Raw genomic sequence first — 22,858 nt, forward strand, 5'->3', positions numbered from 1 at the left:
CGCTTCCTGGGCGACCTGTACGAGGACCCGAGCGAGCACGCTCGGAAGACGTACGGGCTGCTGCAGACTCCGGAGTGCGTGGAGGAGTTCATCCTCGACCTGACGCTTGAGCCGGCCGTCGAGGAGTTCGGCCTGGCGCCGGCGTGGAAGCACAAGCCGGCGGGCTACCAGGGCGACGCCCGGTTGTCCACGGCCTCCGCTGCATCGACCCGGCCTGCGGCTCCGGCCACTTCCTGCTGGGCATGTTCCAGCGCCTGCTGGCGAAGTGGCACGAGGCCGAACCGGGCACGAACGACTGGGCGCTGGTCCGCCGGTCCCTGGACTCGGTCCACGGCTGCGACAAGAACCCGTTCGCGGTAGCCATTGCCCGGTTCCGGCTGCTGGTAGCTGTGTTGAAGGCGGGAGAGCCCGCCGAGGACCGCGATGAACAGGTCGCCCACACGTTGGTGCGGCCGGACGCGGCGGTGAAGGAGAACGTCGCCCACGCCCGGTAGGGCTCGGCTTTCGGCATGAGCTGCCGGATGTGGTCGAGGCCGTCCTGCTCCCAGCTGTAACTGGAGCGGCGGGGCTGGAACCAGTGCTCCCTGCGCGGCGGCACGGGCCTGGGTCCCGAAGGCGTACCAGCTGCCGTCACCGTTGCGACCTCCGCGTTCATCGGCGCGCCTCACGGCGCGAGTCTCCTGGCGGTGACCCTGTCTCGGCGCTTCCGGCGTACGGGCCTTCAGCAGCAGCTTCAAGAAAACTCTGGCCAAAGCGGTCACCGACCGTATAGGATCATGGACCTGCTCCACGGAACCCGCCGGGACTACCGACATCGGTCAGACCCCCCAAACCGCAAGGAGAGTACGCGTGCTCGCGTCTCGAAGCACCACCCTTCCCGCACCCAGGGAACCCCACCTCCCGCCAACCCACACCGCAGTCGCCGGCGTCGACGTGGACACAGAAGGTTTCTCGCGCACCACAACCTGACATGGGGCCTTTTCTGGCCATTTTTCACTTTCAGGTCGGCAGAAACGTTCTTTCTCCCTGGTTTTCCGGGACCTACTCCAAGGGTGCAATCGTGCTTTCCTCTCTTTCGAGCTCCGTCGTCGTCGGCTCCTTGATCATCGCTGGCGCTGTGTGCTTCATCGTGTACTGCGCCACGGCTCGCAGCATGTTCAAGATCGCGCTGGCGAACACACGCTCATCACACCGGCCGCAGATCATCAGTCAGTTCGGCAGCCTTTTGCGCGCGCTGTTCACGCTGCGCCGCCGGTAACCGATCCACGCGGGCTTCCCCGGACGGTCACGTCCGGGGACCCTCTCCCTCCGAAGGACCTCCCATGAACACCGGGATAGTGTTCTCGTCATCACTCATGCGGCCCGCCGGGCTTCCTTGTCAGGACACGCCTCCACCCGCACGCCTCATATCGCGCTGCCCGGGAGTCTGCCTTGATTCGTGATTCCGTCTCCATGGCCGCCGCTCAAGGGTTGAGCGGCATGCTGTCCCTGCGTCTGACGGAGCAGTTCGTCCACGACCACGGACACAAGCCCGGAGCCTCCGAGGTCCGCTCCTGGGAGCGAAGCCTTCCGGCACTGATGAGCGTGCTGCTGGAGGCCGGGCTGGGCGATGTCACGATTCTGATGGAGTACGGACTGCCGCTGACCAGCAAGCGGGCGGACGCCGTACTGGCCGGGATTCACCCCCGTACCGGCGAGCCGTCCTACGTCGTCGTCGAGCTCAAGCAGTGGAGCCAGGCGGCACCGGAGGAGGACGAGCCGCTCCTCTGCCGCGTCGACACGTACACGCGCCCCGTGCTCAACCCCGTCGAGCAGGTCCGTGGGTACTGCGACTACCTCGTCTCCTTCAACGGTGCCCTCGCAGGTCACCCTGGTCGCATCGCAGGCGCCGCCTACCTGCACAACGCGACGGAGTTCGGCATCACCGGCCTCGCCGAGGTGGGCGAGAGCGAGCGTGGGCGCCTCTTCAGCGAAGAGCGCCGAGGCGCCTTCATCCGCTTCCTCCAGGAGCGGCTCTCCCCGGTCAACGGCGCTGCCGCGGCCGACGAGTTGCTCGCCGGGAAGATCGCGCCGTCCAAGCAGCTCATGGCTGTCGCCGCTCAGGAGGTGCGCGAGCGCGAGCAGTTCGTCCTGCTCGACGAGCAGCGGGTCGCGTACGAGACGGTGATGCGTGCCGTGCGCAAGGCGGCTCAGGCCGACCGGAAAGAGGTCGTCGTCGTCACCGGCGGTCCCGGCACCGGCAAGAGCGTGATCGCGCTGTCCCTGCTCGGTGAGCTCTACCGACAGGGGCGGACCGCGATACACGCCACCGGTTCCCAGTCGTTCACCAAGACGATGCGCAAGGTCGCGGGTGCACGGAAGCGTGAAGTGCAGGATCTTTTCAAGTACTTCAACAGCTTCATGACCGCGGAGCGCAACGCCTTGGACGTCATCGTGTGCGATGAGGCGCACCGGATGAGGAAGACCTCCGCGAACCGGTACACGCCCGCGGCCCATCGCAGCGACAAGCCCCAGGTAGAGGAGCTTATCGACGCCGCACGGGTGCCCGTGTTCCTGCTGGACCAGCATCAGGTGGTGCGCCCGGGCGAGATGGGCAGCGTGAAGGAGATCCGTGACGCTGCCTCCGCCAAGGGGCTGCCCTGCACGGTGGTGGAGCTGGACAGCCAGTTCCGCTGCGGTGGAAGCGATGCCTACCTGCAGTGGGTGCTGCGGCTGCTGGATCTTGAAGAGGGCGGCCCACAGACGTGGGAGCCCGACGGGAAGATGGAGGTGCTCGTCGCCGAGACGCCCCAGGAGATGGAGGATCTCCTCGAGCACAAACGAGCTTCCGGATACGGTGCCCGCATTTCGGCGGGTTTCTGCTGGAAGTGGTCCAAGGAGACGCGTCCGGGCGCGCCCCTGCCCAACGACGTGGTGATCGGCGACTGGGAACGCCCCTGGAATGTCTACGGTGACCGCGGGGTCGCCGGAGCGCCTCCCTCCGCTCTCTGGGCCACCGACCCCGCCGGCTTCGGGCAGGTCGGTTGCGTCTACACGGCCCAGGGCTTCGAGTACGACTGGAGCGGCGTCATCGTCGGACCCGACCTCGTCTGGCGCGGAGAGCGTTGGGTGGTGAACCGGGACGCATCCAAGGACCCGGCCTTCAAGCGGTCCACACCCGACTCGGATGTCGACCTGCTGATCCGACACACATACAAGGTGCTCCTGACGCGCGGGATGATGGGAACGGTCATCTACTCCACCGACGCGGAGACGCGGCAGAAGCTCAGTGAGCTGGTCTCCGCCCCACACCTGGCCGCGATGGTCTAACGCACCGCCACCGTCCGCTGCGCCGAGAAGTCGCCCCAGGTCCCGTCGGGGAGGCGGGCGCGGAGTTTGACGCTGTAGCGGGTGCCGGGTGGTTCGGTGACCGTGAAGGTGTAGGTGGCCGGCCCCGTGGGCGGCGGGCCACCCCAGACGATGGTGGTGGCGAACTCGCCGTTCAGGTAAAGCTGATGTTCCTTGACGGGCGCGCCGGTGCGGGGCGGGGTCCAGATGAGGGTGATCTCGCCGGGGCTGGGCGTGGCAGTGAGAGCGGTGGGTGCGGTGGACACGCTGTCACCGGGGCCGGGCACGGTGGTCAGGTCGACGGGGACGCTGTCGGGCGAGGAGTTCTCGGCGGCGTCGCGGGCACGGACCGTGAAGCTGTAGACAGTGCCGGGGCGCAGCGCGGCGAGGCGGGCCGTGGTCGCCGGGGCGGTGACGCTGTGGACGCGGTGGTCCTCCTGGTAGATGTCGTACGCCGTGACGGCTATGTCGTCCGTGGCGGGTTTCCAGGTGAGGGTGACCGCACGGGCGCCCTCCACGGTGCCGCGTACGGCAGTGGGGGCGGTGGGCGGGGTGCGGTCGTCGGGGCTCACGGCGTGGGTGGCGGCGGTGGCCGGGGCGCTGTGCGCCGAGTGGTTGCCGGCGGCGTCGCGGGCCGTGACGGTGAAGCGGTGCGTGGTGGCGGGTGGGAGGCCGTCGACGTCCACCATGGTGCGGGAGCCCGGCACGATCGTGACCCTGCGGCCGTCGCGGAACACTTCGTAGGCTGTGACGGCCGTGTCGTCGCTCGCGGGTTCCCACATGACGTGCACGGACGTGGCGCTGCCCGCCTGTGCGGTCACACCGGTGGGCGCGGAGGGCGGCCGCGAGTCCTCCTGGGTCCGAGCCGCCGCCTGACAGGCGGTGGTGAGCACCAGGACGGCGATGCAGAGCGCCGGGGCGGCCAGTGGCGCGCGAGCGGTGGGGCGACGGTGCACTGTCGGACCTCCGGCGTACGGCGGCAACTGGTCCAGACCTGTATGGCACAGCACGGCCGGACCTTCAAGGGCCGGGGCCCTTATGCAGGGTTGCTGCGGAATTCGCGCCGTGGGCCAAGCGCCGACCTAGGCGCGTCGTGATGAGCGTCACAATTCCCGTGAATGGGGCCGCATTTCGGCTGCGGTCGCGTTCTGTCGCACCTCTCTCCACGCATCGTTGGCCAAGTCGCAACGCGACACTCACACGGCCCTGATTCGGGCCGTCCTCCCAAACGGTTGCTACCTGCATGAGTAGTCGGCCCTACCTGAGCAGGTAGTGGCCCGGCCAGACGGCATATGCCTAACGTGAGCGCGCTTTCACTTCTCCGAGACCTGTTTCGACTGGACGGAAAACGAAGAAAGGACTTGTTGTGGCCACTCGCCGCACTCTCCCGCTCACCTCGTACCAGCGCGATATATGGGCCGCCGAATCCCGCACGCCGAACGACCCCCAATTCAATGTGGTGCTCGATGAGAGGATCGACGGAAAGGCTGACGCGCAGGTTCTGTGCGACGCTCTCGCGCGTACGCTGCGGCGGCATGACGCGTTCCGGCTGCGGTTCGGTGAACGGGACGGGGTTCCCTTCCAGTGGGTGGCCGAGGACGCCGCCTCGGTGGCGTACGTCGATCTGTCCGGGGACGTGGAGCCCGCTGCCGCTTGGAGGGTGTGGCAGGAACGTTCCTTCACGCGACCGTTCCCGCTCCGGGACGCCCCCTTGTTCACCGCCGCGGTCGTCCGTGAGAGCCCCGACGTGCTGCACGTCCATGTCAACGCCCACCACCTGATCGTGGACGCCTGGACGCTCAACCACGTCAGCCGGGGCCTGTGGGAGGAGTACGCCAGGCTCACCGGCGGAGCGGCCGCGCCAGCCGATGCCGCGCCCTCCTACCGGGAGTTCGTCGACGCCGACGCCGCCTACCAGGCGTCCGAGGAGCGCGAGAAGGACCGCGCCTTCCACCGTGCCGCCCTCGACGGCGTGACCCCCGCGCTGTTCCCGCGGGCCGGCGGCCGGCCGTCCGGCGGTGCGGCCCGGCGGGGGCACCACACGTTCACCGTCGGCGGGGACCTCGTCGCCCGTATCCGCGAGGGCGGCAGTTCACCGTTCGCCTTCGTCACCGCCGCGTTCGCCGCCTACCTCGCCCGGGTGCACCGTACCGACGAGGTCGTCGTCGGCGTACCGTTCCTCAACCGGCGCGACGACCGGGAGCGCGAGACCGCCGGCCAGTTCGCCAACAACCTGCCGTTACGCGTGCCCGTGCCCGACGGCGCCACGCTGCACGACCTGGCCTCCGCCGTCCGCGAGCGCACCGGTGCGCTGCGTGACCACGAGCGGCTCGCGCTCGGCGACGTACTGCGCGACCTGCCCGCCGTCCCGGCCGGTACGCGGCAGCTGTTCGACGTCACCGTGTCGTACATGCGCTACCCGCGCCCGGACGCGCTGCCCGACGCGGAGCGGGACACGGTCATCACCGCGCCGGTGCACGCCCAGGACGCCCTGTCGGTGATGATCCGCGCCTTCGACGACGACGCGGACCTGCGCGTCGACCTCGACTACGCCCTCGATGTCTTCGATGAGGACTTCCCCGTGGAGGCCGTTGCCGGCCATCTCACCCGGCTCATACGAGGTGGCGTCGATGAGCCCTCGCGGCCCGCCCTCGCCCAGCCCGTGCTCACCGCCCGCGAGCGGGCCGAGCTGGCCTGTGTCCAGCAGGGGCCGGTCGTCCCGTACCGCGACGACATGACCCTGCACGGGCTGTTCGAGGAGCAGGCGGCGCGCACCCCCGCTCGGGTCGCCGTCACCGCCGCCGACGGCACCGCGCTGACCTACGCGGAGCTGGACGCCTGCGCCAACCGCGTCGCCCGCGCCCTGCACGCCGAGGGTGTCGCGCCCGGCGACCGGGTGGCCGTGCTGCTGGAGCGCGGCCCGCACACCGTGCCCGCGCTGCTGGGCGTCCTGAAGGCCGGCGCCGCCTACGTACCGGTCGACCCCGGCTACCCGGCCGAGCGCATCGCGTTCCTGCTCCGGGACAGCCGTGCCCGCGCGGTCCTGACGGGGCCTCCTTCGCGGAACGAGCCGGACCTGCCGGGGGACTTACCCGTGCTGCGCGCGGACCTGCTCGTCGGCAGCGGCCCCGCCGGTCCGGTGCCGCCGGCCGCGACATCGCGGGACCTCGCGTACGTCATCTACACCTCGGGCTCCACCGGCCGCCCCAAGGGCGTCATGGTCGAGCACCACTCGGTCGTCAACCGGCTGGCGTGGATGCAGGACCGGTACGCGATCGGTGACGGCGACGTACTACTCCAGAAGACGCCCGTCTCGTTCGACGTGTCGGTGTGGGAGCTGTTCTGGTGGGCCGCCGAGGGCGCCGAACTCGCCCTGCTCCCCGTGGGCGGCGAACGTGATCCGCGTGCCATCCTGCGGACCGTCGGGGAGCACGGCGTCACCACGCTGCACTTCGTGCCGTCGATGCTGGGCCCGTTCCTGGACCTGCTCGAAGCCCAGCCCGAGCTGCGGGCGGAGGCCGCGACGCTGCGGCAGGTGTTCTGCAGCGGCGAGGCGCTGCCGCCGGCCCGTGTCGAGCAGTTCGCGCGCGTCCTCGGAGGCACCGGAGGCACCCCCGACGGGCCCCGGCTCGTCAATCTGTACGGGCCGACGGAGGCGACCGTCGACGTCTCGTACCACGACTGCCCCACCACGCCCGGCGTGCCGGTACGACGCGTGCCGATCGGCCGCCCTGTCGCCAACACACGCCTGTACGTGCTGGGCCCGTACGGCGCGCCGCAGCCCGTCGGCGTGGCCGGCGAGCTGTGCGTCGGCGGCGTCCAGGTCGCCCGCGGCTACCTGGAGCGGCCGGAGCTCACCGCCGAGAAGTTCACCGACGACCCGTTCCATCCGGGTGGCCGCATGTACCGCACCGGCGACCTGGCGCGGGTCCTGGCGGACGGCGCCGTCGAGTACCTCGGGCGCATCGACGGCCAGGTGAAGATCCGCGGCAACCGCGTGGAGACGGGCGAGGTGCAGAACGCGCTCGCGTCCCTGCCCGGTGTGCGCGACGCCGTCGTCGTGGACCACCGTGACGACGACCGCGGCACGTATCTCGTCGGCTACTACGTCGCCGACGACGAACTCGACCCGGCCGGACTGCGCTCCGAACTGGCCCGTACGCTGCCGGAGTTCATGATCCCGGCGCTCTTCTCGCGGATCGACGCCGTCCCCCTCACCCCCAACGGCAAGGCCGACCGGCGCGCGCTGCCCGCCCCGGCGACGGCCGGCGCGTCCGGTCCGGGCCCGCGCCCGTACGTCGCCCCGCGCGACGCCACGGAGGAGGTGCTCGCCGTGGTCTGGGCGGAGGTGCTCGGTGCCGAGCGGGTCGGCGTCCACGACGACTGGTTCGCGCTCGGCGGCGACTCCATCCTGATGCTGCGCGTCCGCGCCCTGGCCGAGCAGCGCGGCTGCCGCTTCGACCTCAGCGACCTCGTACGCCACCCCACCGTCGCCGAGCTGGCCCCGCTCGCGTCCACCGGCGGTGTCGGACCGGAGGGCCCGGAGCCCGAACTCGGGCCGTTCGCCCTCGTCTCCGGGGTCGACCGAGCCCGTCTGGAGGGCCACGAGGACGCGTACCCCGCCAGCCGGCTCCAGTTGGGCCTGCTTTACCACAGCCGCACCGAACAGGACTCCGCCGTCTACCGGGACGTGTTCCGCTACAGCTACGCCTTCGCCGCCGCCTGGGAAACGGAGAAGTTCACCGCCGCCTTCGACCGGCTCGTCGCCCGCCATCCCGCGCTGCGCTCGTCGTTCGACCTGGGCGGCCTTTCGGAGCCCCTCCAGATCGTCGACCGTACGGTGGAACGCGCCCTCGACGTCGTGGACCTGCGGGACATCCCCGCCGACCGGGCCGAGGCCGCGATCGCCGCGCACGTCGAGGAGCGCCGCCGTTTCCCGTACGTCTTCGAGCGCGCACCGCTCTACCACCTGCGGGCACACGTGCTGCCGGAGAGCGTGGAGCTGGTGCTGAGCTTCCACCACGCCGTGCTCGACGGCGGAAGCGTCGCCACCCTCGTGACGGAGCTGCTCCAGGACTACGCGCACGCCCTCGGCGAGGACATCGACGCCGTCACCGCCGCCCCACCGGTCAGGGCCGCGCACCACGTCCTGGCCGAGCGCCGGGCCCTCGAGTCGCCGGAGAACCGGGAGCACTGGCGCCGGTACCTGGAGGGCGCGCCGCTGCTCCAGCTCGGCGGATTCCGGCCACACACGGCGCCGGAGCCCGAGGAGCAGATCACCCGGCGGGTCGACCTGCCCGCCGAACTCGTCGCGGATATAAGGCAGTTCTCGCGCCGCTACACACTGCCGGTGAAGTCCGTGCTGTTCGCCGCGCACCTGCTCGCGCTGCGGCTGTTCTCCGGTGTGGACGACGTCGTCACCGGACTTGTCACCCACGGCCGGCCCGAGCGCGCCGGCGCCGAGCGGATGGCGGGGCTGTTCCTGAACACCTTGCCCGTACGCGTGGACACCACCGCCCGCGAGAACCTCCTCGCCGTCGTGCGCGAGGCGTTCCGGCAGGAGCAGGAGAACCACCCGTACCGGCGCTACCCGCTGAGCGCCGTACAGGAGGACCTGGGCGTCACCGTCCTGGACACCGCGTTCAACTACATCCACTTCCGCCAGCTCGCGGACGTCCACGCGCTGTCCGGGGTCCGCGCGCTGGACTTCCGCACCTGGGAGGAGACGAACTTCACCCTGCTGGTGAACGCGGTCATGGAGCCGTCGGGCGACGGCATCTGGCTGCGCATGGACTATGCGGCGCGTACGTTCACCCAGGCGCAGGCGGAGCTCCACAGCCGCCGCTTCGTCGACATCCTGCGGCGTGTCGTCGGGGAACCGCAGGCGGCCGTGGACTTCTCCTTCCTGGCCAGTACGGAGACGCAGACGCGGAAGCGACCCGCTTCCACGGCGGCCCCCGACGTCGTCCGGGCCTTCGAGGAGCAGGCCGCGCGCACCCCGGAGGCCACCGCGCTCGTCCACCAGGGCCGCCCCTGGACGTACGCCGAACTCGACGCCGCCGCCGGCCGCGTCGCGCGCAGGCTGCGGGCGCTCGGCGCGACACCGGGCGACCGGGTCGGCATCGCCATGGACCGCTCGCCGGAGACCGTCGCGGTCATCGTCGGCGTCCTGAAGGCGAGCGCGGCCACCGTGCCGCTCGACACGTCGTACCCGCAGGAGCGCGTCGCGGCCATGCTGGAGCAGGCCCGTCCGGTCACGGTCGTCATCGACCGGTCGACCGCGCACGACAGCGGTATGCCCGAGGGCGTGTCCACGGTCACGGCCGCCGAGCTCCTCGACGAGCCCACGTGGGAGCAGCACTCGGGACAGGCCGCCGGGCCGCTGCCCGCCATCGACCCGGAGAGCGTCGCCTACCTGCTGTTCACCTCCGGCTCCACGGGCGTGCCGAAGGGCGTGGAGATGCCGCACCGGTCCCTGGCGGGGCTGGTCGCCTGGCAGAACAGTGTGCCGAGCGGGGTCGTCGGGGGTGTCACCGCCCAGTACGCGCCGCTGAGCTTCGACGTATCCTTCCAGGAGATCTTCTCGACGCTGTGCGGCGGCGGCACCCTTGTCCTGGTCTCCGAGAGCGAGCGCCGCGACCCGCCCGCACTGCTGCGCCTCCTCGACCGCGATCGTGTCGAGCGGCTCTATATGCCGTACGTCGCCCTCCAGCAGCTCGCGGAGACAGCGCACGCGCTCGGGACCGTGCCCCGGTCGCTGAAGGCGATCCTGTCGTCCGGCGAACAGCTCAGGATCACGGACGAGATCCGCACCCTGTGCGCGGCGCTGCCCGGTGTCGTCCTGGAAAATCAGTACGGGCCCACGGAGTCCCATGTCGTCACGCGATACACGATGACGGGCGACCCGGCCGCCTTCCCGGCACTGCCGCCGATCGGCACGCCCGTCGACGGGGCCGACGTCCTCGTCCTCGACAAGCGGATGCGGCCCGTACCACCGGGCGTGACGGGCGAGATCCACCTCGGCGGCCGCTGCCTGGCCCTCGGCTACGCGGGCCGCCCGGACCTGACGGACGAGCGGTTCGTGCCCTGCCCCTCCGGCGCGCCGGGCGAGCGCCTCTACCGCACCGGCGATCTCGGTTTCACGCTGCCGGACGGCAGTATCGTCTGCACCGGCCGCTCGGACGCCCAGGTCAAGGTGCGCGGCTTCCGCGTCGAGCCTGCCGAGGTGGAGCTGGCCATCACCCGGTTCGCCGCCGACCACCCGGGCCTGACCGACGCGGCGGTGGTGGCGCGGCGGCGCGAGGGCAACGACTCGTTCCTCGCAGCCTTCCTGGTGGGCGACCCGACGCAGGCCGACCTGGAGCAGCTGGTCAAGCAGCTCCGCTCGGTGCTGCCCGACTACCTCGTGCCCTCGCATCTGCAGTGGGTGCCCGAGCTGCCGCTCACGCCGAGCGGCAAGCGGGACGACAAGGCGCTGCGCGAACTGCCGCTCACGTCCGCCGCGTTCTCCGGGGACACGACGGCGCCCCGCGACCCGTACGAGAAGGCTCTCGTGGAGATCCTCGGCGAGCTGCTCGGGCTGCCGTCGCTGGGCGTCCACGACAACATCTTCGACCTGGGCGCGACCTCGCTGACCGCGATGCGGCTGGTGGTGCTGATCGAGCAGCGGTACGGGGTCGGGGTGCCGCTGTCGGAGTTCGTGTCGGCACCGACCGTCGCCGACCTCGCGGCCCGGCTGCGCGGCGGCGGCGCGGTGGCCGCCTTCGATCCGCTGGTGCCGATCCGGCCGGGCGGCGACCGGCGGCCGCTGTTCTTCGTCCACCCCATGGGCGGCAATGTCCTGTGCTACGTACGCTTCGCGGCGCATCTGCCGGACGGCCTGCCGTTCTACGCGCTCCAGGCCGCGGGCGTCGACGCGGGCACGGAGCCGCTGCGCAGCGTCCAGGAGATGGCGGCCAGTTATGTGGAGCGCGTCCGGCGGGTGCAGCCGGAAGGCCCGTACGTGCTCGGCGGCTGGTCGTTCGGCGGGTTCGTCGCTTTCGAGATGGCCCGGCAGCTGCGCGCGGCGGGCCAGGAGGTGCGGCGGCTGATCCTCCTCGACACGACCGCGCTGAACCCTGGGCGGCGGCTGCGCACCAGCGACGACGCCCTGTTGAGCTGGTTCTTCTGGGAGCTGCTGTGGCTGCGGCGCGGTGGCGACTCGCCGGAGGAGGTCATTCCGTCGGAACTCACCACGCTGGAGGAGAAGTTCGACTTCATCGCACAGCTGGCGGTCGACGAAGGTGTCCTCCCGGCGGGTGCCACCGGGGCGGTCGTGCACCGGCTGTTCCAGGTGTACGAAGCCAACTGGCGGGCGGCGTTCGCCTACCGGCCGGACGTCGTCGAGCAGGACATGGTCCTGGTCCACGCGACGGAGCCGCTGCCCGAGGTTCTCGACACGATGCACACGGCCATCCAGTCCCTGCACCGCGATCCCACGAACGGCTGGCGGGAGCGCACCAGCGGCGAGCTGACTGTGGTCGATGTGCCGGGCGACCATCTGACGATCATGGAGGAGCCGCACATTGCGGACGTCGTCCGTGTCGTCACCGAACTGATCGAGGAGTGACGCGGTATGAGCAGCAGGCGAACAGCGCTGGTCGTCGGAGCCGGTATCGGCGGGCTCACCGCCGCGGCGGCGCTCCGCGACGCCGGATGGGACGTCGAGATCCACGAGCGGGCGACGGAGCTGCGGGCCGCCGGCTCCGGCCTGTCGGTGATGAGCAACGCCATCGCCGCCCTGCGGTCGGCGGATCTCGATCCGGGCCTCGCCGAGCGCGGGCAGGTGCTGAGGTCGTACCACGTGCGGACCACTCGAGGCCGGCTGATCAGGGAGTTCCCGTTCCCGTCGATCATCCGCCGGCTCGGTGTGCCGAGTGTGCTGATCACACGATCGGCGCTCCAGCAGGCGCTGTTGGAGGCCACCGACGGCATCCCGCTCCATCTCGACTCGGCTGCCGAGGACTTCACGGTGGACGAGGCGACGGGCAGAGTCACGGTCCGGTTCGCGGACGGCCGTGAGGCGTGCGGGGACGTCCTCGTCGGCGCCGACGGCTTCAACTCGGCGATGCGGCGCCGTCTGGTCGGCCCCGAGGAGTCCCGGGACAGCGGCTACATCTGCTGGCTGGCCCTCACACCGTTCAGCCATCCGCGGTTCACGCCCGGGTCGGTGACGCACTACTGGGGCAGCGGGCAGCGGTTCGGTCTCGTCGACATGGGCGGCGGCCTCCTCTACTGGTGGGGCACCAAGAACATGCCGGCGCGGCTCTCCCACGGCTGGAAGGGCGGCAAGGCGGACGTACGGCAGGCGTTCGCCGGCTGGGCGGACGAGGTGCGCAAGGCGATCGAGGTCACGCCGGAGGAAGCCATCCTTGCGGTGCCGTCCCGGGACCGAGTGTTCCTGGAGCGCTGGGGACGCGGTCCCGTGACCCTTCTCGGCGACGCGGCGCACCCCATGCTGACCAGCCTCGGGCAGGGTTCGGGCATGGCCATCGAGGACGCGGTCGTCCTCGCTCGGCGGCTGCGCGGCGCCACGGACGTGGCCGGGGCACTGCGGGCGTACGAGAACGAGCGGCGTGGGCGGACCCGCGGCCTGGTCGCGGCGTCGCGTTCGGTGAGCGACTTCGAGCAGTCGGAGAACCCGGTACGGCGGCCGGTGCGGGACGCGTACTTCCGCTTTCTGCCGGAACGGCGGCTCACGGAGATCCTGGAAGGGGCGCTCACGTTCCCCGGGGCCCCGGGCGCCTCGCACGTGCCGTCGCGGGAGGAGGGGGCCCATGTCCGCCAGGCCGGATAGTCGCAGGGCGGGCAGTCGCGGGCCAGGGGGTCGCGGTGTTGCCCCGGACGGCCGCGCGGTGCTGGTCACCGGCGCGTCAACGGGGCTCGGCCGGGCCTGCGCACTGCATCTGGAGCGCACAGGATTCCGGGTGTTCGCGGGCATCCGCAAGGAAGCCGACGGCGATGAGCTGGTCGCGCAGTCGGCGCACGGCGGGATCGCCGCCGTACGGATCGACGTGACCGACGGGACGTCCGTACGGGAGGCCGCCGCGAGGGTCGCGGAGGAGCTCGGCGGGGACCGGCCGCTGTGGGGTCTGGTCAACAACGCGGGCGTGTGCGTGTCGGCGCCCCTGGAGTGCGTACCGGCCGAGCGTCTGCGCTGGCAGCTCGACACGAACGTGGTGGGCCAACTCGCGGTCACCCAGGCGTTCCTCCCGCAGCTGCGGCGCTCGGGCGGCCGGATCGTCAATGTCACCTCGGGCCTGGGGACGGTGGCGGTCCCGTACATGGGGGCGTACGCGTCGGCCCAGTTTGCGAAGGAGGCCTTGAGCGATGTGCTCCGGCGTGAGCTTCGCGGGTTCGGTGTGGCGGTGAGCGTGGTACAGCCGGGCGCGATCATGACGCCGATCTGGACGAAGGTGTCCGAGGTCGCACGGGACGCACTGCGGAACGCCGACGGTGACGTGGCCGAGCTGTACCGGGAGCGGTTCGAGCGGTTCCTGGCGCACAACGAGCGGCTGGCCATGGAGAGCCGCACGGCACCGGGCGACATGGCGCGGGCGGTGCGCCGGGCGCTCACGGAGGCCCGACCCCGGGCCCGCTACCGGGTGGGCGCGGACGTGCGGCGCCTGAGCGTCCTGGCGCGGGTCCTGCCGGACCCGCTGCTCGACCGGTACCTGCGGCCCCTCACCGAGTAGGACCCTCCGGCGTTACGAGCCGGTCGGTGGGCCCGCCCCCGGACGACAGAGGTCTCCCGGGGCGGCCCACCGCCGGGCGTACGCCTCCGGGTGTGCGCCGCCGGGTGTGCGCCGCTCACGCACAGTCGGCGCGCTCGCGCCGGCTCTCCACGGCCCGCAGCAGGTCGATGCGGGACCGTACGCCATAGCTGCCGAACAGTTTGCGCAGGTGGTAGTTGACGGTGTGCGGCGACACGTCCAGTCTGCGGGCGATCTGCTGGTTCGTCAGGCCCTCGGCCACCAGCCGGACGACCGCGCTCTGCCGGTCGTTGAGGGGTACCGTCGCGCCCGCCGGCGGGGCGGCGTCCGTCTCGCGTGCCTGGGCGCGTTGGACCTGTTCCGCCTCCCGCAGCAGGGCCCGCTTGAGGGTCGCCGGCACGGTGTCGGCGATGGCGCGGCGCAGCAGTTCGCCGCGGAACACGGTCCTGTTGCCGTCGCTGTGCAGGGCGCCCGTGCCGACGGCTTCGTCGAGGAGCCCGACCAGGCCGGACGGTGACGTCCGCAGCATCGGCGCCAGCACCTCGTACTCCAGCTCGGGGCCGAGGACGGCTGCCGTGCGCAGGAGCCGGCGGCAGTCCGGCGAGAAGGTCGCGAGCGTGGTGGCGACCTGACTGCGCAGTCGCTGCGGCAGGGGCCGGCCCACCGGGTGGGCCTCGCCGTCCACGACGCGCAGGGCCTGCTCCTCGCGCAGCCCGGTGAGGAAGGCCACGATCAGCCGGGGAAGCCCCTGGGCCCTGTCGAGGAGCCGGATCAGTTCGGGCGACGGCGGCATGCCGAGGAGGTCGGTCGCCAGCTCGGCGCACGCCGACGCGTCCAGCGGGCCGAGGCCGATGTGGTCGCGGCGGCCGGTGGGCGTGGCGAGGATCGCGCCGAGCGCGTCGGGTCCCCGGCCGGTGCGGTGGGCGACGACGTGCACGGCGGGGCGGCCGTGCAGGCCCGCGCGCCGTGCCAGCAGCGCGTCGACGGCCTCGTCGCCCAGGCGCTCCGCCTCGTCCAGGAGCAGCAGCGCCGGGCGTCCCGTGGGCAGCCGCAGATGGGGGCGGTGGTGGCGGGCGGCGGGTTCGGGAAGGCCGCGGCGGCGCGGCCCGAACGCGGCGCGCCGTACGGTGCGGGGGCTGTCCGGGGTGGTATATCCCATCTCCTCGGCCATCGCCGCACAGGCCCGCAGCAGCCGGGTCTTGCCGGACCCGGGCGGGCCTTCGATCACGAGCAGGGCGTTGCCTTCGGTACAGCCGTACGCGAGGACGTCGCGGATGTGCGACAGCTCGCGGTCGCGTCCTCGCAGCGGCAGGTCGAGCGAGGTGACGAACACGGGTGACCTCCTTGTGGTGACGTCCGGAGCGCTCGCCCGTCAGGCGGCGTCGGCCGCGCGGCGTACCGCGACGGTCCTGAACCGGCCTGCAACGAACGAGGCGTCGCCGTAGACGGTGTTGCCCGAGGGGTTGAGGCCGGTGCCGTGCAGGTCGGAGTAGACGGCGGACTGGGTGATGTACCAGTCGCCAGTGAGGTTGAGCGAGAGCATGACGCCGCTGTCGGCGCAGGCGTCCTCCAGGGCGCGCTCGAGGCGCGGGGACCTGGTGTGGGCGCCGACGGACAGGGCTCCCCGCTCTCGTACGGTGCGGCGAAGCAGGGCGATGCCCGCTTCGGCGGAGTCCACGGCCACGGCGAAGGCGACGGGGCCCAGCCACTCGCGCAGCAGGGTGGCGGTGTCCTCGGGGCGTGCCGCGTCCAGGGTGACGACGACGGGGGTACGGACGACGGCGTTCGGGAAGTCGGGGTGCGCGACCGGCCGGGACGGATGCGCGACGGGGCCGAGGCGCCCGGACGTGGCGAGTTCCACGCGCTCGCGCACGTGCGGGGCGTAGAGGGCGCCGAGGACGGCGGCGGCCTCGGTGTCGTCGGCGAGGAGCGTGTCCAGGGCGGTTCCGAGGTCGGTGACGACGTTCTCGTACGTCTTGTGTCCCTCGTCCGTGTCGATGCCGGTACGGGGGATAAGCAGGTTCTGCGGGGTGGTGCACAGCTGACCGCTGTAGAGGGAGAGGGTGAACGCGATGTTGGCGAGCATGGCGCGGTAGCCGGACGTGGACTCGACGAGGAGGGAGTTGACGGCGGATCCGGCGATGTGGACCTGGGCCTGCGGGGCGTTGGCGGTCAGCCAGTTCCCGAAGGCGGTGGTGCCGGCGTAGTCGATGATCCGTACGTCGGGGTGGACGGCGAGGCGCCGGGCGAGGGCCTCGCCGGGTCGTTCGGCGGCCAGGCACACCAGGTCGGGGGCGAAGCCCGCCTCGTGGAGTACTTCGCGGACCACGCGGACGGTGAGGGCGAGCGGGAGCACGGCGCGGGGATGGGGCTTGACGAGAACGGCGTTGCCGGTGACGAGGGAGGCGAAGAGGCCGGGGTAGCCGTTCCAGGTGGGGAACACGGCGTTGCCGATGAGCAGGCTGATGCCCTGCGGGACGGGCGTGAAGGTCTTGGCGAGCGAGAAGGTGCGGCCGTCCGCGAGAGGCCTGCGCCAGGTGAACTCGGCGGGCATCCGGGTCTGTTCGGTGTAGCCGAGGGCGACCGCCTCCAGGCCGCGGTCCTGCGCGTGCACGGCTCCGGCGTGGAACGCCATGACAGGGCCGTGGCCGCTCGTGTGCTGGGCGGCTTGCGCGAACTCGTGGCTGCGGGCGTTGATCCGGGCGAGGATCTCGGCGCACACCGCGGCCCGCTCCAGAGGGCTCGCCGCACGCCAGTCCTCCATAGCGGCGCGCATCGCGGGCAGCAGGACGGCCGGATCGTTGTGGGGGTAGGTGATATGGAGGGGAAAGCCGTACGGCGAGAACTCGCCGCCCGCGCCGGGTGACGGGCCGACGGCGCCGTTGCGGCCGGGCTGACCGAGGTCGAAGGGCTGACCCAGCAGGTGCCGGAAGGCGCGCTCGCCGGCGGCGGTGTTCTGGGCCGCGTAGGTGTCGTGCCCGGGGTCGTCGGGATAGGGCGACCAGTGCTCGCGGCTGCGGATGACGTGCATGGCCCGGTTGATGAGTGGGCGGTGGCGCCGTATCAGGACCGATAACGCATACGTGCTCAACGTGCGCTCCTCGCTGGGTGCTTGCAACGTGCTGCTCGGTGTTTGTGGTGCTCATTGCAGGACGGTGCGGAGCACCGCTTCGTACTCGTCGGCCGTGGGCGGGCTGTCCGTCAGCAGTGCCTGCATGAGCAGCCCATCCATGGCACCCGACAGCAGCCGCAGCCGTACGGGGTCGTCGGTGTAGCGGCGGCCGAACTCGGCTACAGCGGCGAGCCAGTCCTGCGTCGGGCCGCGCAGCTCAGGGCGGCGGGCGGCCAGCAGGTACAGCTCGTACTCGGCGATCAGGTGGTCCGGGCGCGTGACGACCGCGCACATCAGCTCGGCGAGCGCGCGCAGCCCGGCACCGGAGCCGTCGGTGCGGGCCGCGAGGGCGCGCATGCGCTCGGCGTCCTGTTCCATGCAGCGGGTGAGCGCGGCGGTCAGGAGGTCGTCGATGCTCTTGAAGTAGTAGGCGGCGGCGGTGGCGGGCTGCCCCGCCTCGCGTGCCACGGCCCGGTGGCTGACGCCCGCGACACCCTCGCGGGCCACGACCCGGACGGTCGCCTCGATCAGCTCCTGCTTCCGGCGTTCGCCCTTGATGCGGCGCCCGTCGGTGGTCGGGTCGATCACCTTCACTCCCGTGCTCCTCGGCCTGTGCCCGGCCTGCTTCATGGGACCATACCTCCTGGTCAGGGGAGGGATCCGGCCGTGTCGGAGACGGTGGCCGACGGACCGTCCGTCGGCTGTGCGGGAGCGGCGGCTTCGGCGGCCTCGGCGTCGGCGGGGGTGTGGGCCCCGGCGGGCGGCTGTGCGGCGAGGCGGCGGGTGAGGGGCCGCTGGGAGCCCAGGGCGAGCAGCAGAGCGGTAACGCCCGCCACGATGGCGACGGCGAAGCCGCCCGTGGGCCCGTGCCGGTCCACCATCGAGCCGGACACAGCGGCGCCGAGGGCGACACCCACGCTGAGACCGGTGATCGCCCACGTCATACCCTCGGTGAGCTTGGCCGGCGGGACGGTCTTCTCGACCAGGCCCATCACCACGATCATCGTCGGCGCGAAGAAGAGCCCGGAGAAGAAGACGGCGACGGAGAGCGTGGCGACGTTGCCGACGAGCAGCAGGGGGAGCGTCGTCAGCGCCGTACCGGTCGCGCCGAGCAGCAGCAGGCGGGGCAGGGGCACGGACAGCTTGAGGGCGCCGAAGACGAGGCCGGCGAGCGCGGAGCCGACGGCGTAGACGGAGAGGACGATGCCGGCGCCCGCGGGTGTGCCCTGTTCCTCGGCGAAGGCGACGCTGACGACGTCGACGGTGCCGACGATGGTGCCGCCCGCGACGAGGAGCAGGGCCAGGAGTTGTACGGAGCCGACGCGGATGGCGGAGCCGCCCGTGCCGGTGGCGGCGTCGGGGCGGTGGACCGGCGGCTCGGTGCGCTTCTGCGGTACGAAGAGCAGCACACCGACCGTCAGCAGCGCGGCGGCGACCAGGGGACCGGCCTCCGGGAAGAGCGCCGTGGACAGGGCGACGGACAGGGCGGGGCCGACGACGAAGGTGAGTTCGTCCACGACCGACTCCAGCGAGAAGGCGGTGTGCAGGCGGGGCGATTCGCGGTACACGTGCGTCCAGCGTGCGCGGACCATGGCGGCCATGTTCGGCAGGGTGCCCGCGAGGACGGCGAAGACGAACAGGGTCCAGACGGGTGCTGCGTAGCGGGCGCAGAGCAGCAGGGCACCCATAGAGATGACGCTGACGCCGGTGGCGGGGAGGAGGACCCTGCTCTGTCCGGAGCGGTCGACGAGGCGCGAGACCTGCGGTCCGCATAAGGCCATGGAGAGGGTGAAGGTGGCCGAGACGGCGCCCGCGAGTCCGTACTCGCCGCGCATCTGGGACAGCATCGTGATGATCCCGATGCCGGTCATGGAGATCGGCATACGGGCCGCGAACCCTGCGGCCGAGAAGGCCACCGAGCCGGGTGCGCGGAACAGTTCGCGATAGGGGTTGGCCACGAGGACCACCTCCGGTCGATCGGGCCCGACGTCGGACTTTCGGATGTCGGACGCGGCACATGAAACTTGAACAGTCGCAACATATTGAGCGAGTGTTAGATTTTCAAGTCGGGCGTCGGCCGGCCGGCCACTGTCAGTGGGACGCGCTTCACTGGATTCCGTCACTCTCTGTAATGAGCGAGGAGGGAATCGTGACGGACCGGATGACGTATGTGACGTTGGAGGGGCTGCGGCGGCGGGGGTGGACCGACGGGATGGTGCGGGATCTGCTGGGGCATCCGGATGTGCAGGGGCGCAATCCGCGGCGGTGGTCGGTGGCGCCCGTGCGGCTGTATCTGCTGGCGCGGGTCGAGGCGGTGGAGCGGGCTCCGGAGTTCGCGGCGTGCGCGCGGGCCGGGGGTGCGGCGGGGCGGGTGGCGCCGCGGGTCGCGGCGGAGCGGCGCCGGCGAGCGGTGCTCGCGGTGCTGCGGGCCGAGCCGATCCGGGTGCCGGTGCTGCCGCGCGCGGAGCTGGAGCGACGGGCCGTGCGGTACGGGCGGGAGGCCGGGGACGGGGCGGGGAGCCCGGACGGGGGCGGGGTCGGGGCCCAGGACCGGGTGGGGCAGGGGGGTGCCGGGGATCTTGTGTGGTGGCAGCTTGCCTATCTGCGCCAGGCGCTGCGGCCGTACGACGCGCTGCTCGACGGGGTGTCCGGTGCGGCCGGGCGGGCCGAGGCGGAGCGGTTGCTGCGGCAGCGGGTGGACGCGGCGATCGCGCAGGCGTACCCGTGGCTGGCGGACGCGTGCCGGGGGCGGCGATGAGTTCCGGGCGCCGGGCGGGTCAGTCTCTGTATGGAGACCTCCACGGACACGAACCCCGGCGTGATCGACCTGACCCCGGCAGCGCGCCGGGTGGCCGAGCTGGTGCGGCACGTCGACGACAGCGCGCTCGGCCGGCCCACGCCCTGCCCGGACTACGCGGTACGGGAGCTGCTGGCCCACCTGGCCGGGCTGGCCGTCGCCTTCCGGGACGCCGCGCGCAAGGCGCTGGGCCCGACGACGGACACCGACCCGGGCGAGGCCGAACCGGTCCTCCCGGACGACTGGCGGGCCGCGCTCCCCCGGCGCCTCGACGAACTGGCCGCCTCCTGGCGCGATCCCGCCGCCTGGACGGGCATGACGCGCGCGGGCGGCATCGACCTGCCGGGGGCGGTGGCGGGGCTGATCGCGCTGGACGAGGTACTGATCCACGGCTGGGACCTGGCCCGCGCGACGTCCCAGGACTACGCCCCGACGGAACCCGAACTCCGCGCCTCGCACAGCCTTCTGGCCCCGGCGGCTCAGGCCCCGGGAGACGACGGCATGTTCGGCCCGCCCGTCCCCGTACCGGCCGGGGCACCGCTCCTGGACCAGGTGGTGGGTCTCAGCGGCCGCAGCCCGGACTGGCGGCCGCCGCCGGCGTAGCCCGCCGCCCGCCGCCGTGCGGGGGACGTTATTCGGTGGGTTGCCACGGAACGGCGTGAGATGCTCCGGGCATGGCTTCCCGTCCGCGTCCCAGTCTGTACATCTCCGTCGACATCGAGGCCGACGGGCCCGTTCCCGGGCCCTATTCGATGCTGAGCTTCGGGGCGGCCGTGGCCGGGCGGCAGGACGGGGGCGGTTATGTGGCGGCGGATCCGGAGGCCGCGACGTTCTACCGGGAGCTGCGGCCCATCAGTGGGGAGTTCGTGCCGGAGGCGCTGGCCGTCAGCGGGCTCGACCGGGAGCGGCTTCTGGAGGAGGGAGCCGAACCGGCCGTCGCGCTGGCGGAGTTCGCCGTGTGGGTGCGGGAGGTGAGCCGGGGCGCGCAGCCCGTGATGTGCGGGTACCCGGCGCCGTACGACTGGATGTTCCTGTACTGGTACCTGATGCGGTTCACGGGCGAGAGCCCGTTCGGGCACTCCGGGTGCCTCGACATGAAGACGCTGTACGCCGCGAAGGCGCGGCTCCCGCTGCGGGTCGTCGCCAAGCGGACGATGCCGCCCGAGCTGCTGCCCGGGCGGCACCACACACACCACGCCCTCGACGACGCGATCGAACAGGCGGAGCTGTTCAGCAACCTGATGGTCTGGCCCGGGCCATGAGGCACCGTCAGGTCAGTGCGCGGCGGGGGCCGCCTTGGCCGTACGGGCGTCGGAGATCTCTTCGCCCGGCTCCATCGGGGCCGTGACGTCGTCGGACTCGCGGCGCGCGGGCGCTCCGATGTGGTTGAAGACCAGGTTGAGGAGGACGGCGGCCACACAGCCGGTGGAGATGCCCGAGTCCAGGATGATCTTCGCGGTCTCCGGGAAGGCGTGGTAGAACTCCGGCGCCGTGATCGGGATGATCCCGACGGCCAGCGAGACGGCGACGATCAGGACGTTGTTGTCCTTCTCCAGGCCCGCCTTGACCAGCGTCTGGATACCGCTCGCGGCGACCGAGCCGAACAGGACGACGCCGGCGCCGCCCAGCACCGGGCGCGGTACGACCGCGATCAGGGATGCCGCCATCGGGCACAGGCCCATCAGGACCAGGAAGCCGCCGCCCACGGCGACGACGTACCGGCTGCGGATCCGCGTCATGGCGACGAGGCCGATGTTCTGGGCGAAGGCGCTGCACATGAACCCGTTGAAGAGCGGGCTCAGGGCGGATCCCAGGGTGTCGGCGCGCAGGCCGGCCGCGATGGTCTTCTCGTCCGCGGGCTTCTCGACGATCTCGCCCAGCGCCAGCATGTCGGCGGTCGACTCGGTCATCGACACGAGCATGACCACGCACATCGAGATGATCGCGGCGACGGCGAACTGCGGGGCGCCGAAGTGGAACGGCGTGGGGAAGCCGACGATCGCCGCGTCCGTGACGGGGCTGAAGTCGGTGACGCCGAACGGGACGGCCAGCAGCGTCCCGACGACCAGGCCGATGAGGACCGCGATCTGCTTCACGAAGCCGCGGGTGAACCGGCGCAGCAGCAGGACGATCACCAGCGTCGCGGCCGCCAGGGTGAGGTACGTCGTGGAGCCGTAGTCGTCGGCTCCGGGGTTGGGGCCCTGTGCCCAGCCGAAGGCCACGGGCAGCAGCGAGACGCCGATCAGCGTGATGACGGTGCCGGTGACGACGGGCGGGAAGAAGCGGACCAGTTTGCTGAACCAGGGCGCGGCCAGGAAGCCGAGGGCGCCCGCGACGATGATCGCGCCGAAAATGACCGGCAGGGCGTCGGCCTTGTCGTCCGTGGTGTCGACGACGGCGAGCATGGGCGCGACGCCGGCGAAGGTGACGCCGTTGACGAACGGCAGCCGGGCGCCGATCTTCCATATGCCGAGCGTCTGGAGGAACGTGGCGAGGCCCGCGGTGAAGAGGCTGGCGCCGGTGAGGAAGGTCAGTTCGGTGGCGGAGAGGCCGACGGCCGCTCCGACGATCAGCGGCGGGGCCACCACACCCGCGTACATGGCGGCCACGTGCTGGAGGCCGCTGGTCATCATCTTCAGGGGCGGGAGCGTCTCGTCGACGGGATGCTTCCCGCCCGCGGAAGAGGAGTCGGAATCGGAAGCGGGATCGGCAGCGGGATCGGCGGCGGGGTCTGGGGCGGGGGTGCTGCCTGCATCGTTGTCGGACCTTGACGTGGCGGCCACGGCGGTTCCTCCGGTCGGGTAACGCATCGGCGGTGATACGGGTTTCAGGGAGGTGCTGCTGGTGCTGCGGGAGGTCTGCGGGGGGGGT

At 71.8% G+C, this 22,858-nt stretch carries 15 protein-coding genes; 9 read left to right on the forward strand and 6 right to left on the reverse strand.

From position 1 onward, the window contains the following. Window positions 1-143: 143 nt before the first annotated feature. From HTZ82_RS11135 to HTZ82_RS11145, 3 genes are all read left to right on the forward strand, one after another. A complete protein-coding gene (locus tag HTZ82_RS11135) occupies window positions 144-494 on the forward strand; it encodes a DNA methyltransferase (protein WP_175409177.1) in 351 nt (116 codons plus the stop codon). 476 nt (window positions 495-970) lie between these two features. After that, window positions 971-1,258, forward strand: coding sequence for a hypothetical protein (locus HTZ82_RS11140; RefSeq protein ID WP_175409178.1), 288 nt, complete (start codon window positions 971-973; stop codon window positions 1,256-1,258). A 221-nt stretch (window positions 1,259-1,479) separates the two neighbouring features. Next, the gene (locus HTZ82_RS11145) at window positions 1,480-3,309 is read left to right on the forward strand and encodes a DUF2075 domain-containing protein (RefSeq protein WP_254711780.1); all 1,830 of its coding nucleotides are present in this window, start codon (window positions 1,480-1,482) and stop codon (window positions 3,307-3,309) included. Here the strand turns inward: HTZ82_RS11145 and HTZ82_RS11150 are convergent. After that, entirely contained in the window at window positions 3,306-4,283 is a 978-nt protein-coding gene (locus HTZ82_RS11150; RefSeq protein ID WP_375540798.1) for a fibronectin type III domain-containing protein, read from the reverse strand. The genes HTZ82_RS11145 and HTZ82_RS11150 overlap by 4 nt on opposite strands. A gap of 410 nt (window positions 4,284-4,693) precedes the next feature. On the opposite strand from HTZ82_RS11150, the gene HTZ82_RS11155 reads away from it, so the two are divergent. Genes HTZ82_RS11155 through HTZ82_RS11165 form a run of 3 tightly spaced genes read left to right on the forward strand, consistent with a single transcriptional unit; the run spans window position 4,694 to window position 14,060 of the window. Then, window positions 4,694-11,935: a non-ribosomal peptide synthetase gene (locus HTZ82_RS11155; RefSeq protein WP_175409179.1), complete on the forward strand. Its 7,242-nt coding sequence runs from the start codon at window positions 4,694-4,696 to the stop codon at window positions 11,933-11,935. Between the two features lie 6 nt (window positions 11,936-11,941). Next, complete coding sequence (locus HTZ82_RS11160; protein WP_175409180.1) at window positions 11,942-13,162, forward strand: FAD-dependent monooxygenase; 1,221 nt, start codon at window positions 11,942-11,944, stop codon at window positions 13,160-13,162. A 58-nt stretch (window positions 13,163-13,220) separates the two neighbouring features. After that, window positions 13,221-14,060 (forward strand): SDR family NAD(P)-dependent oxidoreductase, encoded by an 840-nt coding sequence (locus tag HTZ82_RS11165; protein ID WP_375540799.1) that lies wholly within the window; start codon window positions 13,221-13,223, stop codon window positions 14,058-14,060. 115 nt (window positions 14,061-14,175) lie between these two features. On the opposite strand, the gene HTZ82_RS32920 is transcribed toward HTZ82_RS11165, so the two are convergent. Genes HTZ82_RS32920 through HTZ82_RS11185 form a run of 4 tightly spaced genes read right to left on the reverse strand, consistent with a single transcriptional unit; the run spans window position 14,176 to window position 19,148 of the window. Then, complete coding sequence (locus HTZ82_RS32920) at window positions 14,176-15,411, reverse strand: LuxR C-terminal-related transcriptional regulator (protein ID WP_217623921.1); 1,236 nt, start codon at window positions 15,409-15,411, stop codon at window positions 14,176-14,178. Window positions 15,412-15,450: 39 nt separating this feature from the next. Then, window positions 15,451-17,169, reverse strand: a complete 1,719-nt coding sequence (paaN, locus tag HTZ82_RS11175) for a phenylacetic acid degradation protein PaaN (RefSeq protein ID WP_302852222.1) — start codon at window positions 17,167-17,169, stop codon at window positions 15,451-15,453. Window positions 17,170-17,220: 51 nt separating this feature from the next. Then, window positions 17,221-17,784, reverse strand: a complete 564-nt coding sequence (locus tag HTZ82_RS11180; RefSeq protein ID WP_309235417.1) for a TetR family transcriptional regulator — start codon at window positions 17,782-17,784, stop codon at window positions 17,221-17,223. Window positions 17,785-17,837: 53 nt separating this feature from the next. Continuing rightward, window positions 17,838-19,148 (reverse strand): MFS transporter, encoded by a 1,311-nt coding sequence (locus HTZ82_RS11185; RefSeq protein WP_175409183.1) that lies wholly within the window; start codon window positions 19,146-19,148, stop codon window positions 17,838-17,840. A 173-nt stretch (window positions 19,149-19,321) separates the two neighbouring features. Here HTZ82_RS11185 and HTZ82_RS11190 point away from each other — a divergent pair, with 173 nt between their 5' ends. The 3 genes from HTZ82_RS11190 to HTZ82_RS11200 all read left to right on the forward strand — a co-directional run bounded on the left by HTZ82_RS11190 (window position 19,322) and on the right by HTZ82_RS11200 (window position 21,249). Then, window positions 19,322-19,948, forward strand: coding sequence for a hypothetical protein (locus HTZ82_RS11190; protein ID WP_217623923.1), 627 nt, complete (start codon window positions 19,322-19,324; stop codon window positions 19,946-19,948). Between the two features lie 30 nt (window positions 19,949-19,978). Continuing rightward, on the forward strand, window positions 19,979-20,590 hold the full coding sequence (locus tag HTZ82_RS11195) for a TIGR03086 family metal-binding protein (RefSeq protein ID WP_175409184.1): 612 nt from the start codon (window positions 19,979-19,981) through the stop codon (window positions 20,588-20,590). Window positions 20,591-20,661: 71 nt separating this feature from the next. Continuing rightward, complete coding sequence (locus tag HTZ82_RS11200) at window positions 20,662-21,249, forward strand: 3'-5' exoribonuclease domain-containing protein (RefSeq protein ID WP_175409185.1); 588 nt, start codon at window positions 20,662-20,664, stop codon at window positions 21,247-21,249. Window positions 21,250-21,261: 12 nt separating this feature from the next. Here the strand turns inward: HTZ82_RS11200 and HTZ82_RS11205 are convergent, their stop codons facing one another. Next, on the reverse strand, window positions 21,262-22,620 hold the full coding sequence (locus HTZ82_RS11205; protein WP_254711781.1) for a nucleobase:cation symporter-2 family protein: 1,359 nt from the start codon (window positions 22,618-22,620) through the stop codon (window positions 21,262-21,264). Window positions 22,621-22,858 lie beyond the last annotated feature (238 nt).

Origin of the sequence: Streptomyces sp. TRM64462 (genome assembly GCF_013362995.1) — a bacterium.
Classification (GTDB): Bacteria; Actinomycetota; Actinomycetes; order Streptomycetales; family Streptomycetaceae; genus Streptomyces.

Bases quoted from the DNA above. Each gene is read 5' to 3' on its own strand.
- HTZ82_RS11140 (WP_175409178.1), top strand. From the start codon at position 971: ATGGGGCCTTTTCTGGCCATTTTTCACTTTCAGGTCGGCAGAAACGTT.
- HTZ82_RS11145 (WP_254711780.1), top strand. From the start codon at position 1,480: ATGCTGTCCCTGCGTCTGACGGAGCAGTTCGTCCACGACCACGGACAC.
- HTZ82_RS11160 (WP_175409180.1), top strand. From the start codon at position 11,942: ATGAGCAGCAGGCGAACAGCGCTGGTCGTCGGAGCCGGTATCGGCGGG.
- HTZ82_RS11190 (WP_217623923.1), top strand. From the start codon at position 19,322: ATGAGCGAGGAGGGAATCGTGACGGACCGGATGACGTATGTGACGTTG.
- HTZ82_RS11195 (WP_175409184.1), top strand. From the start codon at position 19,979: ATGGAGACCTCCACGGACACGAACCCCGGCGTGATCGACCTGACCCCG.
- HTZ82_RS11200 (WP_175409185.1), top strand. From the start codon at position 20,662: ATGGCTTCCCGTCCGCGTCCCAGTCTGTACATCTCCGTCGACATCGAG.
- HTZ82_RS11205 (WP_254711781.1), bottom strand. From the start codon at position 22,620: ATGATGACCAGCGGCCTCCAGCACGTGGCCGCCATGTACGCGGGTGTG.